We start from the raw sequence: 14544 nt of genomic DNA, 5'->3' as shown, positions 1-14544 counted from the left end.
TGCATGACGCAAGTCACGGTGAAAGAACTGGCCCAAGAGGTCGAGGCACCGGTAGAGCGCCTGCTGCAGCAGATGCGCGAGGCGGGTCTGCCACACACCGACGCCGGTCAGGTAGTGACCGACAATGAGAAGCAGGTACTGCTGACTCATTTGAAAAGCAGCCACAAGAGCAAGGCGGAAGAGCCGCGCAAGATTACCTTGCAGCGCAAAACCACCAGCACCTTGCGTGTGGCCGGTAGCAAGAGCATCAGCGTAGAAGTTCGCAAGAAGAAAGTATTCGTTCAGCGCAGCCCTGAAGAAATTCAGGCTGAGCAGAAGCGTGAGCTGGAAGAGCGTCGCGCGGCCGAGGACGCCGAGCGCGCCAAGGGCGAAGCTGAAAATCGTCAGCGCAGCGAAGAACAGCCTCGTCGTCCGGCAGCCGAAACCCAGGCCCCGGCGCCTGCGGCCAAGCCTGCCGCTGCACCTGCTGCTGCGCCTGGCGTTGCCAACGCACCCGTCGCCGACGATGCGGTGGCGCGTGCCGCCGAGCGCAAGAAAGACGAGACCCGTCGTAACGAAACCCGCACTCGCGAGGACGATCGCCGTGGTGGCGAGCGTCGTGGTGAAGCACCGCGCGTTTCGATCAAGGTCAAGGTGAAGGAAAAAGAGAAGGCGCCGACTCCACGTGCAGCGCCTCGCACCACCGACGAAGAGAGCGATGGCGCTCGTCGTGGCCGTGGCGGCAAAGGCAAGCTGAAGAAGCGTAATCAGCATGGCTTCCAGAGCCCGACCGGTCCGCTCGTGCGTGACGTGAACATCGGCGAGACCATCACCGTCTCCGAGCTGGCCAACCAGATGTCCGTCAAAGGCGCTGAAGTGGTCAAGTTCATGTTCAAGATGGGGACTCCGGTCACCATCAACCAGGTCCTGGACCAGGAAACCGCGCTGCTGATCGCCGAAGAGCTGGGCCACAAGGTCAAGCTGATCAGCGACAGTGCCCTGGAAGATTCCCTGGCTGAGTCGTTGAAGTTCGAAGGTGTGGCTGAGTCCCGCGCGCCGGTCGTGACCGTCATGGGCCACGTCGACCACGGTAAGACCTCGCTGCTCGACTACATCCGTCGTGCCAAGGTTGCTGCTGGCGAAGCCGGTGGTATCACCCAGCACATCGGTGCCTACCACGTCGAAACCGACCGTGGCATGGTCACCTTCCTCGACACCCCGGGCCACGCCGCGTTTACCCAGATGCGTGCCCGCGGTGCCAAGGCGACCGACATCGTCATCCTGGTCGTGGCTGCGGACGACGGCGTCATGCCGCAGACCCGCGAAGCCGTCCAGCATGCCAAGGCGGCCGGCGTGCCACTGGTCGTTGCGGTGAACAAGATCGACAAGCCAGGTGCTGACCTCGATCGCATTCGCAACGAGCTGTCGGTCGAGGGCGTGACGTCCGAGGAGTGGGGTGGCGATACTCCATTCGTCAAGGTGTCGGCCAAGATGGGTACCGGTGTCGACGATCTGCTCGAAGCCGTCCTGCTGCAAGCCGAGGTCCTGGAGCTGACTGCCACCCCAACCGCGCCTGGTCGTGGTGTCGTGGTCGAGTCGCGCCTGGACAAGGGCCGTGGTCCGGTCGCCACCATCCTGGTTCAGGACGGTACGCTGCGTCAGGGTGACATGGTCCTGTGCGGTTCGAACTATGGCCGCGTGCGTGCCATGCTCGACGAGAACGGCAAGCCTGTGAAGGAAGCCGGCCCGTCGATCCCGGTCGAGATCCTCGGCCTGGATGGCACCCCGGAAGCCGGTGACGAGCTGTCGGTGGTGGCTGACGAGAAGAAGGCCCGCGAAGTTGCCATGTTCCGTCAGGGCAAGTACCGCGAGGTCAAGCTGGCCCGTGCTCACGCTGGCAAGCTGGAAAACATCTTCGAGACCATGGGTCAGGAAGAGAAGAAGACCCTCAACATCGTGCTCAAGACCGATGTTCGTGGCTCGCTCGAGGCGCTGCATGGCTCGCTCGGCGGGTTGGGTAACGACGAAGTGCAGGTGCGTGTGATTGGTGGCGGTGTCGGTGGTATCACCGAGAGCGATGCCAACCTGGCCCTGGCCTCCAACGCTGTTCTGTTCGGCTTCAACGTACGTGCCGATGCCGGTGCGCGCAAGATCGTCGAGCAAGAAGCGCTGGACATGCGTTACTACAACGTCATCTACGACATCATCGAAGACGTCAAGAAGGCCCTGACCGGCATGCTTGGCAGCGATGTTCGCGAGAACATCCTCGGCGTTGCCGAAGTGCGTGACGTGTTCCGTTCGCCGAAGTTCGGCGCCATCGCTGGCTGTATGGTCATCGAGGGTACCGTTTACCGCAACCGTCCGATCCGTGTACTGCGTGACGATGTGGTGATCTTCGAAGGCGAGCTGGAATCGCTGCGTCGTTTCAAGGACGATGCTGCCGAAGTGCGTAATGGCATGGAGTGCGGTATTGGCGTCAAGAGCTACAACGACGTCAAGGTCGGCGACAAGATCGAAGTGTTCGAGAAAGTCCAGGTGGCGCGTACCCTGTAAGGGTCGTGCCGGGCGCCGCCACCGTATTGCTGCGGTGTGCGACGCCTCACCAGGTAGCGCCCGGTCAGGCTTCAGCCTCACCGGGCGTTTGCCGCTCTAGAAACAGGTAGCAACAAGCATGGCAAAAGAATATAGCCGTACCCAACGCATTGGCGATCAGATGCAGCGTGAGCTGGCCGAGCTGATTCGCCGTGAAGTCAAAGACCCGCGCGTCGGGCTGGTCACCATCACTGCCGTCGATGTGAGCCGCGATGTGGGTCACGCCAAGGTGTTCATCACCGTGATGGGTGACGAAGACGGCACCGCAGTGCCGGAAACCCTGAAGGCCCTGAAAAGCGCTGCGAGCTTCCTGCGCTTGCACCTGGGGCGTTCCATGCAGCTGCGCAGCGTGCCGCAACTGCACTTCCACTATGACGAGAGCGTCAGCCGTGGCGTTCACCTGTCAGCCTTGATCGAGCGTGCCGTGTCAGAAGATCGCCAGCATCAGGCGGACGACGAACCGGACACCAACAAGGAGTAAGCGGTGGCCCAGGTCAAACGTATCCGCCGTAACGTCAGCGGCATCCTCCTGCTCGACAAGCCATTGGGGTTCACCTCCAATGCGGCCCTGCAAAAGGTCCGCTGGCTGCTCAATGCGGAAAAGGCCGGCCACACTGGCAGCCTCGACCCGTTGGCCACCGGCGTCCTGCCGTTGTGTTTCGGTGAGGCCACCAAGTTTTCCCAGTACCTGCTCGACTCCGACAAAGGCTACGAGACGGTCATGCAACTCGGCCAGACCACCAATACCGGTGATGCCGAAGGCGAGGTGCTGCAGACCCGCGAGGTGACCGTTGGTCGTGCCGATATCGAAGCGGCGTTACCCGGTTTTCGTGGTCCGATCAGCCAGATACCGCCCATGTACTCGGCCCTCAAGCGCGACGGTCAGCCGCTGTACAAGCTGGCGCGCGCTGGAGAGGTAGTGGAGCGTGAAGCACGTTCTGTTACTATTACCCGCCTTGAGCTCCTCGAGAGCGAGGCAACCCGGGCCAGGCTGACGGTAGGCTGCACAAAAGGCACCTACATTCGCACGCTGGTGGAAGACATCGGCGAAGTCCTTGGCTGTGGCGCCTATGTCGCGGAGTTGCGGCGCACGCAGGCCGGGCCGTTCGAACTGGCACAGACCGTGACGCTGGAAGCGTTGGAGCAGGCGCACGCCGAAGGTGGCAGTGAAGCCCTCGATCGATTCCTGATGCCGTCCGACAGCGGTCTTTTGCATTGGCCGCTGGTATGCTTGTCGGCCAACAGCGCGTTTTACTGGCTGCATGGCCAAGCCGTACGGGCGCCTGAGGCGCCGCAGTTCGGCATGGTTCGGGTCAAAGACGAAGACGGTCGCTTCCTGGGTATCGGTGAAGTGAGCGAAGACGGGCGCATCGCGCCGCGTCGACTGATTCGGTCGGAATGACCGAAGCCACAGGCAAAGGCGTTTGCCCCAGCCTGTGGATAAAAAAGGGTGGCTGTTATTAGGCGCGGTCATACCTTTCTTTATCAATACGGGGTTTTCCCCGGCCTATTGGGATTCGTTTACGGATTCCGTTTATCAGGAGAAGCCAGATGGCACTCAGCGTTGAAGACAAAGCCCAGATCGTTGCCGACTATCAGCAAGCCGCCGGTGACACCGGTAGCCCGGAAGTGCAGGTTGCTCTGCTGACCGCCAACATCAACAAGCTGCAAGGTCACTTCAAGATCAACGGCAAAGACCACCACTCCCGTCGTGGTCTGATTCGTATGGTCAACCAGCGTCGTAAGCTGCTGGATTACCTGAAGGGCAAAGACACCACGCGTTACAGCACCCTGATCGGTCGCCTGGGCCTGCGTCGCTAATAGCGGCCTGGCCAGTGGTGTGCATGGCGTGTCGCAGGCTTCGGCAACGCTGCTCGGCAGCGTTACCGTCGGACACGCCACGCGTATCTTCGAGGTTGGCAGCCTGACTCCGTGCGGTTCATCCGCACGGCAGTCAGGCTCCCAGCCTCGTGTTGTATCTGGACGGTCAACAGGGCCGATTCCCTGTACTGCCCAAGAATTCGCAAGAAACCAGTTCCCCCAGAGCCATTGAAAAGGTAGGAAACCGTGAACCCGGTAATCAAGAAATTTCAGTTCGGTCAGTCGACCGTCACGCTAGAAACCGGCCGCATTGCCCGTCAGGCAAGCGGCGCCGTGCTGGTCACCGTCGATAACGATGTCACCGTACTGGTGACCGTGGTCGGTGCCAAGCAGGCCGATCCAGGCAAGGGCTTCTTCCCTCTGTCGGTGCACTACCAGGAAAAAACCTACGCTGCCGGCAAGATCCCCGGCGGCTTCTTCAAGCGCGAAGGCCGTCCTTCCGAGAAAGAGACCCTGACCTCGCGCCTGATCGACCGTCCGATCCGTCCGCTGTTCCCCGAAGGCTTCATGAACGAAGTGCAGGTCGTCTGCACCGTCGTCTCCACCAGCAAGAAAACCGATCCGGACATCGCTGCGATGATCGGTACCTCGGCAGCTCTGGCCATCTCCGGTATCCCGTTCGAAGGCCCGATCGGCGCTGCGCGCGTAGCGTTCCATGAAAGCACCGGCTACCTGCTGAACCCGACCTACGAGCAACTGGCTGCCTCGAGCCTGGACATGGTGGTTGCCGGTACTGCCGACGCCGTGCTGATGGTCGAATCCGAAGCCCAGGAGCTGACCGAAGACCAGATGCTGGGTGCTGTGCTGTTCGCCCACGACGAGTTCCAGTCCGTGATCAAGGCGGTCAAAGAGCTGGCTGCCGAAGCTGCCAAGCCGACTTGGGACTGGAAACCTGCAGCTGCCAACACCGAACTGTTCAACGCCATCCGCGCTGAATTCGGCCAAGCGGTTTCCGAAGGCTACACCGTCACCGTCAAGGCCGACCGCTACGCGCGTCTGGGCGAGTTGCGTGACCAGGCGATCGCCAAGTTCTCCGGTGAAGAAGGTCAGCCTAGCGCCGGCCAGGTCAAGGAAATCTTCGGCGAAATCGAATACCGCACCGTGCGCGAGAACATCGTCAACGGCAAGCCGCGTATCGATGGCCGTGACACCCGTACCGTGCGTGGCCTGAACATCGAAGTCGGTGTTCTGGACAAGACTCACGGTTCGGCGCTGTTCACCCGTGGCGAAACCCAGGCGCTGGTCGTTGCCACCCTCGGTACCGCCCGTGACGCACAGCTGCTCGACACCCTCGAAGGCGAGAAGAAAGACCCCTTCATGCTGCACTACAACTTCCCACCGTTCTCGGTCGGTGAGTGTGGTCGCATGGGCGGCGCTGGCCGTCGCGAAATCGGCCATGGCCGTCTGGCTCGCCGTTCGGTCCAGGCCATGTTGCCAGGTGCCGATGTGTTCCCGTACACCATCCGTGTCGTATCGGAAATCACCGAGTCCAACGGCTCCAGCTCCATGGCCTCGGTCTGCGGTGCTTCCCTGGCCCTGATGGACGCCGGTGTGCCGATGAAGGCGCCGGTTGCCGGTATCGCCATGGGCCTGGTGAAGGAAGGCGAGAAGTTCGCCATCCTCACCGACATCCTGGGTGACGAAGACCACCTGGGCGACATGGACTTCAAGGTAGCCGGTACCGCCAAAGGCGTCACCGCGCTGCAGATGGACATCAAGATCAACGGCATCACCGAAGAGATCATGGAAATCGCTCTGGGCCAGGCCCTGGAAGCGCGCCTGAACATCCTCGGCCAGATGAACCAGATCATTGCCCAGTCGCGTACCGAGCTGTCGGCCAACGCCCCGACCATGATCGCGATGAAGATCGACACCGACAAGATTCGTGACGTGATCGGCAAAGGCGGCGCGACCATCCGTGCCATCTGCGAAGAAACCAAAGCCTCGATCGACATCGAAGACGATGGCTCGATCAAGATCTTCGGCGAGAGCAAGGAAGCGGCAGAAGCTGCCCGTCAGCGTGTACTGGGTATCACCGCTGAGGCCGAGATCGGCAAGATCTATGTCGGCAAGGTCGAGCGCATCGTCGACTTCGGCGCATTCGTCAACATCCTGCCCGGCAAAGACGGCCTGGTGCACATCTCCATGCTCAGCAACGAGCGCGTGGAGAAGGTCACCGACGTGCTCAAGGAAGGCCAGGACGTTGAAGTACTGGTACTGGACGTGGATAACCGCGGCCGTATCAAGCTGTCGATCAAAGACGTAGCGGCGGCTAAATCGTCCGGCGTGTAAGCGTGATCCAGCAATAAAGGGAAGGGGCCTCAAGTGGGCCCTTTCTTTTTGCCTGTCGTTTTTATTGGTGGACTTGCATCTTGCATGCACGATTTGATGGCTGCTTGCAAAATGCACGAGAGCGGGTGCGGTGGTTGTTACTTATGTCATTGATTTAAAAGGATATTTATTAATTAATGAACCTGGCACAGCCTCTGCAATCTATTTATTACCTGCAGCCGGCAACCACGGCGCAGACTTTTCGAAAAACAGGAGTGTCTTGTATGAAGAAGTTCGCTATTGCTGCCGCCGCCGCCACCGCTCTGACCCTGACCATGACCAACGCGGCCTTCGCTGCCCAGCAAACTTCCCAGGCTCCGCTGATCATGGCGGCCGGCGAAGCAACCAAAGCCAAGCAAGAAACCAGCGACACCTGGATCACCACCAAGGTCAAAGCTGACCTGCTGACCGAGAAAGGCATTCCAGGCTCGGACATCACCGTTGAAACTACCCACGGTGTAGTCGCACTGTCCACCAACGATGGCGTTACCCTGACTGAAGCTCAGAAAACTACCGCCGTTGCTATCACCAAGAAAATCAAAGGCGTGAAGAGCGTTACCACCGAAGCGCTGAAAACTCAGTAATACGCGTCTGCTGCTCGATTTCTCGAGCACCCAGCAGCCCCGGCAGTGATGCCGGGGCTGTTTCGTTTCCGGGTTTTATCGAGTTCTGACCGCACGCGTTTCCAGCGTAATGGCGCGGTAGCGCAAGCAGGTCGCTGGCTTGCCAGACGTGAATGCCAGATCAGGCGGCCGCTCAGCCAGGACACCTTCAGCCAAGAGACTTATCGAGACCCCTTGGGCCCATGACCACAGGGTCGAGTGCAGCGCAAATTGCTCACAGCGCTTTGGCTGATGTGCACTGCAACCGGTTGATCGGATATCCCGCTGTTGCGCTCCTTCAGCCCGTCATCCCGCATCCAAGTGCAGCGGCGTGACGACTTTGCCATCTTTCTCGGCCTGCCCCAGGGCGGTATCGATGAAGTACACCCGATCATCCTCAAGCCCGCCCTTGTCGACCAGATAGTCCTTGATGCTGCTGGCCCGATCCTGGCCGAGCTGACGTTGCAGCGTGGCGCTCTCTGACCAGTACTTCAAGACGGCGTCGCGCAGCAGGCGCGTACGCTCGTCACGGCTCAGCTGCTCCCACTGCGCCGGCGGCTGCTGTTTCAGGCGCAGGCGGTAGATGCCCTCGAGCATGGCGGGCTTGTCATCGTCGCTCACCACCAACTGCGAGGCATTGGCAGGCACCTTGTCACCACGGCGCTGCAAGATCTTGTACCAGGTGGCCTGATATTCCCGGTCCAGGCGCTGTTGGGCCAGCAAGGGCCCGTCACTGGACTGCGCGCTGGTGCCCTCGATCTCCAGGCGCAACTGTGGCCGCGCCTTGAGGCCACTGGCCAGTTTGTCCAGCGCAGCGCGCGTATCAGGGCCGAGCTCGCTCGAACCCGGCGCGAAGGCCACTGTGCTGAGGTCCTGCGATTGGCCGCCTGCCACCAGCCCACCGAGGATCTTGAATGGCGCCTGCACGGCGCGCAGCGCCAGGTTGCGCAAGGTCTGCCAGACGATTGGCATCACGCTGAACTGCGGATTGTTGAGGTCGCCCGACACGGGTAGCTCGATGGAAATCTTGCCGTGGGTGTCCTTGAGCAGCGCGACAGCCAGGCGGATGGGCAAGTCCACGGCATCCGGGCTGTCCACCCGATCGCCCAGTTGCAGCTGCTCGACCTCCACCCTGTTCTCCGCCTTGAGCTGGCCTTGCGTGATCACGTAATGCAGGTCGAGGTTGAGCCGGCCTTTGCGGATACGGTAGCCGGCGAACTTGCCCGAGTACGGGGTTAGGGTGGTCAGCTCCACGCGGCGGAAGCTGGCGGCGATGTCCAGGCTGTCCATGGGGTTGAAGGGGTTGAGGGCGCCATGAATGATCACCGGTGCGTAACGGTCTACCTTGCCCTGGATATCGACGTTGGCCCGCAGCGACTGGCGGTTGTCGAGGGTCCCGACCACGCCGTTGAGCTGCTGGGCGGCGGTGGCGAAGTTGGGGGTGAGGGTCATGTCGGCGAAGTTGGCCGAGCCGTCGGCGATGTCGATCCGGCCGATGCGAATTCCCAGGGGTTTCTCCGCACGGCGGGCGGCAGGGGGCTCGCTCGCGGCTTGAGCGCCTGCCGGCTGGGGAATCAGCAGGTCGTCGATGTTGGTGCTGCGGTCTTCGTTGATGATGAAACGGGCGTAGGGCTGCTGCAGGCGGATCGTGTCGATCGACACCGCGTCGCCATGCACGTAGCGGATGCCGTCGGCATTGATCCGCTCCCACTTGATCAGGTCACGATTCTTGATGGTGTCGAGGGTGTGCAACTGGTCGACCTGAGCGTTGCCGATCACCGTCAACGCCACGGGCTCGATGCTGCTGACATTCACGTTCAGCGCGCTGCTCAGCATGCCGCTGCGCAGCTCGAGGAGGATATAGGGGCTGATATACGCCTGGGCAATGCGCAGGTCGATATCCTGGGTGCTCACGTCAAGCTGGGCGCTGACCGGTGCCAGGTTGACCTGGCCTGTGGCCTGCAGCTTGCCCTGCTTGCCGATCCCGGTGTCGAGCTTGAGCGCAAAGGGTGAGCGATTGAGGCTGTCGTACCCGGTCATGCTCAGGTTCAGAGGGCCGACATCCAGCGCCACCGGCTCTTTCTGCCGGCGGTCTGCCAGGTGAATCAGGGCGCCACGGGTCTGCACATCCTTGAGCACCACCTGCCAGGGCTTGGCAGGCGCCGTCGGGGTCTTGCTCACCGGCGCTGCGGTGGCCGGGGCCGCTTTGGCCTTGGCGTCAGGCCTGGCGGGTGTGCCCGGCTCGCCGGCGAACAGCACCTGCCAGTCCAGCTGCCCATCGCGCTCCAGCGCAGCCCAGGTTTCCAGCTTTTCGCTGCGCACCTTGCCCACCACGACCTTCTGCCGGGCCAGGTCGACGGACGCCTCGCTGATCTTCAGGCTGGCCAGATGCGCCAGTGGGCGGCCGTCTGGCGCGTTGATGGCCAGTGGCGCCACGCGCACCGACGCCTGGTCCAGGCGCAGCTCGGTGTTCTTGGCCAGGTTCAAGGTGTACTGGGTCTCGAGGCTCAGCACGCCGTCCTGCAGCACCAGCGGCAGGGCATCGCGTACGTAGGGCCACCACAGCTTCATCTTGGCATCCGTGACCTTCAAAATGCCCTTGGACGCGATGGGCGAGAGGCTCAGGCTGCCTTGCCAGTCGATGCGGCCACCGGCCGGGCTTTTTGCGACCAGGCTCATGTCGGCGTTGTCGTCGGCAAGCGTGCTGAGGTTTTTCAGCTGCACGTTCATCGAGTCGTAGAGAAATTCGATCGGCTCGCTGGGGCGCAGGTCGCGAAAATGCAGGTAGCCCTCGTTGATCGCCAGGTGATCCACGCGCAGCGGGAAGGGCTCGCCGGCCGCTTGCTCGGCGGGCGGTTCACTGGGCGGTAGCGCGAACAGCCGCGTGAGGTTGAGCTGGCCACGCTTGTTGAACAGCAATTCGGTACGCGGTGCGTCCAGCGTCACCGACTCCAGGTGCAGGGCGCGACGCCACAGGCTGTCCAGCTGCAGATTGGCATACAGCCGCTCGAAACCGACCTGCGCCTTGCCCGGCTCGCCGACCTCCAGCCCCCAGAGGGTCAGCTCCAGGGTGAACGGATTGAATTCGATACGTTGCAGATGCGCCGGCACCGTGGCGTACTGCGCCAGTTGCTGGTTGGCGATGCGCAGCGCAACGCCTGGCAGCACTAGAAAGCCCAGCAGGCTGTACAGGGTCAACAAGGCCAGCAGGGTGCCAAGGGCGCGGGTCAATCCTTTGAGCATGGAGGGCGTCGTCAGGTCGCGGGCGGAAGTGCTTGGAGTATGACACGTGAAAACGGTTCCGCTGGCGCGGCTGAGCATCAGCCGCAGCGACCTCGTCAGCCCGCGTCTGAAAGGCCCGCGCGCGCCCCCATCATCGATTCAGGCGCTCGTCGATCAAGCCTTGCACCACGCCGGCGTCGGCCAGGGTCGAGGTATCGCCCAGGCTGTCCAGTTCGTTGCCGGCGATCTTGCGCAGGATTCGCCGCATGATCTTGCCGGACCGCGTCTTGGGCAGCGCCGGGGCCCACTGCAAACGTTCCGGCTTGGCGAAGCTGCCGATCTCCTTGCCGACCAAGGCCAGCAGCTCGGCCTGCAAGGCGTCGTCCGCCACCACGCCGTCCATCAGCGTGACGAAGGCATAGACACCCTGGCCCTTGAGGTCGTGCGGGTAACCGACCACCGCCGCTTCGGCAACGCGCTCGTGCAGGACCAGGGCGCTTTCGACCTCGGCGGTGCCGATGCGGTGGCCGGAGACGTTGATCACATCGTCGACCCGACCGGTGATCCAGTAGTCACCGTCTGCGTCTCGGCGCGCGCCGTCGCCGGTGAAGTAATAGCCGGGAAACGGCTTGAAATACGTCTCGACCATGCGCGCGTGGTCGCCATGCACACTGCGGATCTGCCCAGGCCAACTGGCCTTGATCGCCAGCAAGCCGGCTCCCGGCCCCTCGATCAGCGCGCCTTGATCGTCCAGCAGCACGGGCTGCACACCGAACATGGGCTGCGTCGCGCAGCCAGGCTTCAGGCGCGCATTGCCTGGCAGCGGCGTGAGCATGATGCCGCCCGTTTCGGTCTGCCACCAGGTGTCGACGATCGGGCAGCGCTGCTTGCCGACGGCCTTGAAGTACCACTCCCAGGCCTCGGGGTTGATCGGCTCACCGACGCTGCCAAGCAGGCGCAGGCTTTCCCGCGAGGTACTCTGCAACGGTCCGCTGCCCTCACGCATCAATGCACGCAGAGCGGTGGGCGCGGTGTAGAAGATGTTCACCTGGTGCTTGTCGATGACCTGCCAGAAACGCGAGCTGTCCGGGTAGTTGGGCACGCCCTCGAACATCAGGGAGGTGGCGCCATTGGCCAGCGGGCCATAGACGATGTAGCTGTGCCCGGTGACCCAGCCGACGTCTGCCGTGCACCAGAAGACCTCGCCCTGGCGATAGTCGAATACCACGTCGAAGGTCATCGTCGCTTGCAGCAGGTAGCCTGCCGTACTGTGCAGCACGCCCTTGGGTTTGCCGGTACTGCCTGAGGTGTAGAGGATGAACAGCGGATCTTCGGCGGCCATGGGCTCGGCTGGGCAATCGTCTGCCGCCTGCGCCGTGGCCGTGGCATAGCACAGGTCGCGCTGCGCATCCCAGGCCACTTCGGCGCCGGTGCGCTTGACCACCAGCACGGTCGACACGAGCGGGCAACTGGCCAGGGCCTGGTCGACATTCTGCTTCAGGGCGATGCGTTTGCCGCCGCGCACGCCCTCATCGGCAGTGATGACCGTGCGGCAATCGGCATCCAGGATGCGGTCGCGCAGAGCGTCCGGGGAAAACCCGCCAAAGACCACCGAATGCACGGCGCCGATCCGCGTGCAGGCCAGCATTGCGTAAGCTGCCTCGGGCACCATCGGCATGTAGATGCACACGCGATCGCCCTTGCCGACGCCGCGAGCCTTGAGCACGTTGGCCAGGCGGCAGACGTGACGGTGTAGTTCGCGGTAGCTGATCGCCAGGCTGTCGGCAGGTGCGTCGCCTTCCCAGAGCAAGGCGGTCTGCTCGCCACGGGTGGCCAGGTGACGGTCGATGCAATTGTGGCTGACATTGAGCTCGCCACCCTCGAACCAGCGGGCGTCACCGCTGTGGATGTCGCACTGCTGAACGCGGGTGAAGGGGGTGCTCCAGTCCAGGCGCTCGGCCTGTTCGGCCCAGAAGGCGTCGGGGTGGTCAATCGACTGCTGGTACAGGCGTCGGTAGTCTGCTTCGCTCAGGCGGGCGCTCTGGCTGACGGCATAGGCATCGGGGTACGTGCGTAGATCGAACATGGCGGGTCGTCCTGTTCTTGTCATGGCAGCGGGCTGAGGCTCAGCGCGGGGGTGGCGCTGAGTGCACAGCATCGATTACTGCTAGGACAGCACACCCGCACAGGCGGTTTCAATACATGAAAACGGGCGCCGAGGCGCCCGTTTGCGGTGCTGCACAATCATCAACCGCGATGGCGGCTGCGGAAGTAGTCGATCAGGCCCTGGGTCGAGCCGTCTTCGGCAGCATCTTCTTCGCTGCCCACCAGGCGTTGGTAGACCGCCTTGCCCAGCTCCTTGCCCAGTTCCACGCCCCACTGGTCGAAAGCGTTGATGCCCCAGACCACGCTCTGCACGAACACCTTGTGCTCGTACATTGCCACCAGTGCGCCGAGGCGACGCGGGCTGATGCGCTCGACCACCAAGGTGTTGCTGGGGCGGTTGCCGGGAATCACCTTATGCGGAGCCAGCTTCTCGATGTCGGCTTCGTTCATGCCCTTGGCACGCAACTCGGCCTCGGCCTCGCTGCGGGTCTTGCCCTGCATCAGGGCCTGGCTCTGCGACAGGCAGTTGGCGTACAGCCACTGGTGGTGATCGGCCACCGGGTTGAAGCTCACCACCGGCACGATGAAGTCGGCCGGGATCAGGTGCGTGCCCTGGTGCAGCAACTGGTGGTAAGCGTGCTGGCCGTTACAGCCCACACCCCCCCAGATCACCGGGCCGGTGGTCACCGGAACCGGGCTGCCATCCTGCAGCACGCTCTTGCCGTTGGACTCCATGTCCAGCTGCTGCAGGTGCTTGGTGATGTTTCGCAGGTAATGGTCGTACGGCAGAATCGCGTGGCTGTGGGCGTTCCAGAAGTTGCCATACCACACACCCAGCAGGCCCAGCAGCACGGGCATGTTCTGCTCGAACGGGGCGGTCTGGAAGTGCTGGTCCATGGTGTAGGCGCCAGACAGCAGCTCCTTGAAGTTGGCGATGCCGATGGCCAGCGCGATCGGCAGGCCGATGGCCGACCACAGCGAGTAGCGACCGCCGACCCAGTCCCACATCGGGAAGATGTTCTCTTCACGGATACCAAAGGCCATGGCAGCCTGCTTGTTGCTCGACACTGCGATGAAGTGGCGATACAGCTCGGCTTCCGAACCGCCCTGGGCCAAGTACCAGGTGCGCGCCGCCATGGCGTTTTTCAGGGTCTCCAAGGTGTTGAACGACTTGGACGAGACGATGAACAGCGTGGTATCGGCGTGCAGCTTGGCCGACAGCTCGTGGAACTCGCTGCCGTCGATATTGGCCAGGTAATGGCAGCGCACGCTGCGGTGTGCGTAGGGCAGCAGGGCTTCGGAGACCAGCTCGGGGCCGAGGAAGGAACCGCCGATGCCGATGTTGACGATGTCGGTAATCGGCTTTTCGGTGTAGCCACGCCACAGACCATCGTGGATGCGAGTGACCAGCTCGGTGATCTGGTTGAGGACCTTGTGCACCTCGGGCATGACGTTGACGCCGTTGACGCTGAGCTTGTCGCCGAAGGGGCGGCGCAGCGCTGTATGCAGCACCGGGCGGCCTTCCGAAGCGTTGAGGATTTCACCGTTGAACATCGACTTGATGGCATCGGCCAGGCCCACCTGATCCGCCAGATCCACCAGATGGGTGCGGGTCTGTTCGGTGATCAGGTTCTTCGAGTAGTCGAGGAACAGGCCACAACTGCTCAGGGAAAACTCGTCGAAACGCTTGGGATCAGCGGCAAACGCTTCGCGCATGCTGAAGTCCTGCAGCGCCTCGCGGTGTTGCTGGAGTGCCTGCCAGGCCGGCAAGGTGGTGACATCGTGAGGAGTGCGGTAATACGCCATTAAGAATGATTTCCTGGATACGAGT

9 protein-coding genes are annotated in these 14544 nt (G+C 62.5%); 6 read left to right on the top strand and 3 right to left on the bottom strand.

What is annotated here, in order from left to right; genetic code table 11:
- The first annotated feature begins 3 nt into the window (after positions 1-3).
- The 6 genes from infB to RT028_RS02960 all read left to right on the top strand — a co-directional run bounded on the left by infB (position 4) and on the right by RT028_RS02960 (position 7367).
- A complete protein-coding gene (infB, locus tag RT028_RS02985) occupies positions 4-2532 on the top strand; it encodes a translation initiation factor IF-2 (protein ID WP_312932298.1) in 2529 nt (842 codons plus the stop codon).
- A gap of 118 nt (positions 2533-2650) precedes the next feature.
- Positions 2651-3052, top strand: coding sequence for a 30S ribosome-binding factor RbfA (gene rbfA / locus RT028_RS02980; protein WP_312932297.1), 402 nt, complete (start codon positions 2651-2653; stop codon positions 3050-3052).
- A gap of 3 nt (positions 3053-3055) precedes the next feature.
- Entirely contained in the window at positions 3056-3973 is a 918-nt protein-coding gene (truB, locus tag RT028_RS02975) for a tRNA pseudouridine(55) synthase TruB (RefSeq protein ID WP_312932291.1), read from the top strand.
- Between the two features lie 149 nt (positions 3974-4122).
- Positions 4123-4392 carry a 30S ribosomal protein S15 gene (gene rpsO, locus RT028_RS02970; RefSeq protein WP_312932290.1) on the top strand — a complete coding sequence of 90 codons (270 nt, stop codon included), beginning with the start codon at positions 4123-4125 and terminating at the stop codon, positions 4390-4392.
- Positions 4393-4638: 246 nt separating this feature from the next.
- On the top strand, positions 4639-6744 hold the full coding sequence (gene pnp / locus RT028_RS02965; RefSeq protein WP_312932288.1) for a polyribonucleotide nucleotidyltransferase: 2106 nt from the start codon (positions 4639-4641) through the stop codon (positions 6742-6744).
- Between the two features lie 263 nt (positions 6745-7007).
- The gene (locus RT028_RS02960; protein ID WP_312932351.1) at positions 7008-7367 is read left to right on the top strand and encodes a BON domain-containing protein; all 360 of its coding nucleotides are present in this window, start codon (positions 7008-7010) and stop codon (positions 7365-7367) included.
- A gap of 324 nt (positions 7368-7691) precedes the next feature.
- Here the strand turns inward: RT028_RS02960 and RT028_RS02955 are convergent, their stop codons facing one another.
- The 3 genes from RT028_RS02955 to pgi all read right to left on the bottom strand — a co-directional run bounded on the left by RT028_RS02955 (position 7692) and on the right by pgi (position 14519).
- Positions 7692-10628 carry a DUF748 domain-containing protein gene (locus RT028_RS02955; RefSeq protein ID WP_312932286.1) on the bottom strand — a complete coding sequence of 979 codons (2937 nt, stop codon included), beginning with the start codon at positions 10626-10628 and terminating at the stop codon, positions 7692-7694.
- A 130-nt stretch (positions 10629-10758) separates the two neighbouring features.
- Positions 10759-12693: an acetate--CoA ligase gene (acs, locus tag RT028_RS02950; protein WP_312932284.1), complete on the bottom strand. Its 1935-nt coding sequence runs from the start codon at positions 12691-12693 to the stop codon at positions 10759-10761.
- Between the two features lie 161 nt (positions 12694-12854).
- On the bottom strand, positions 12855-14519 hold the full coding sequence (gene pgi, locus RT028_RS02945; protein ID WP_312932282.1) for a glucose-6-phosphate isomerase: 1665 nt from the start codon (positions 14517-14519) through the stop codon (positions 12855-12857).
- Between the last annotated feature and the right edge of the window lie 25 nt (positions 14520-14544).

The sequence above is a fragment of the Pseudomonas sp. genome (genome assembly GCF_032058845.1).
Taxonomy (GTDB): Bacteria; Pseudomonadota; Gammaproteobacteria; order Pseudomonadales; family Pseudomonadaceae; genus Aquipseudomonas.
Note: the sequence above shows the minus strand (reverse complement) of the source record. Positions and strands in the feature narration are given on the sequence as shown.

Excerpts from the sequence above, each read along its gene's own strand:
- infB (WP_312932298.1), top strand. The coding sequence starts at position 4 with ATGACGCAAGTCACGGTGAAAGAACTGGCCCAAGAGGTCGAGGCACCG.
- rbfA (WP_312932297.1), top strand. The coding sequence starts at position 2,651 with ATGGCAAAAGAATATAGCCGTACCCAACGCATTGGCGATCAGATGCAG.
- rpsO (WP_312932290.1), top strand. The coding sequence starts at position 4,123 with ATGGCACTCAGCGTTGAAGACAAAGCCCAGATCGTTGCCGACTATCAG.
- RT028_RS02960 (WP_312932351.1), top strand. The coding sequence starts at position 7,008 with ATGAAGAAGTTCGCTATTGCTGCCGCCGCCGCCACCGCTCTGACCCTG.
- RT028_RS02955 (WP_312932286.1), bottom strand. The coding sequence starts at position 10,628 with ATGCTCAAAGGATTGACCCGCGCCCTTGGCACCCTGCTGGCCTTGTTG.
- acs (WP_312932284.1), bottom strand. The coding sequence starts at position 12,693 with ATGTTCGATCTACGCACGTACCCCGATGCCTATGCCGTCAGCCAGAGC.
- pgi (WP_312932282.1), bottom strand. The coding sequence starts at position 14,519 with ATGGCGTATTACCGCACTCCTCACGATGTCACCACCTTGCCGGCCTGG.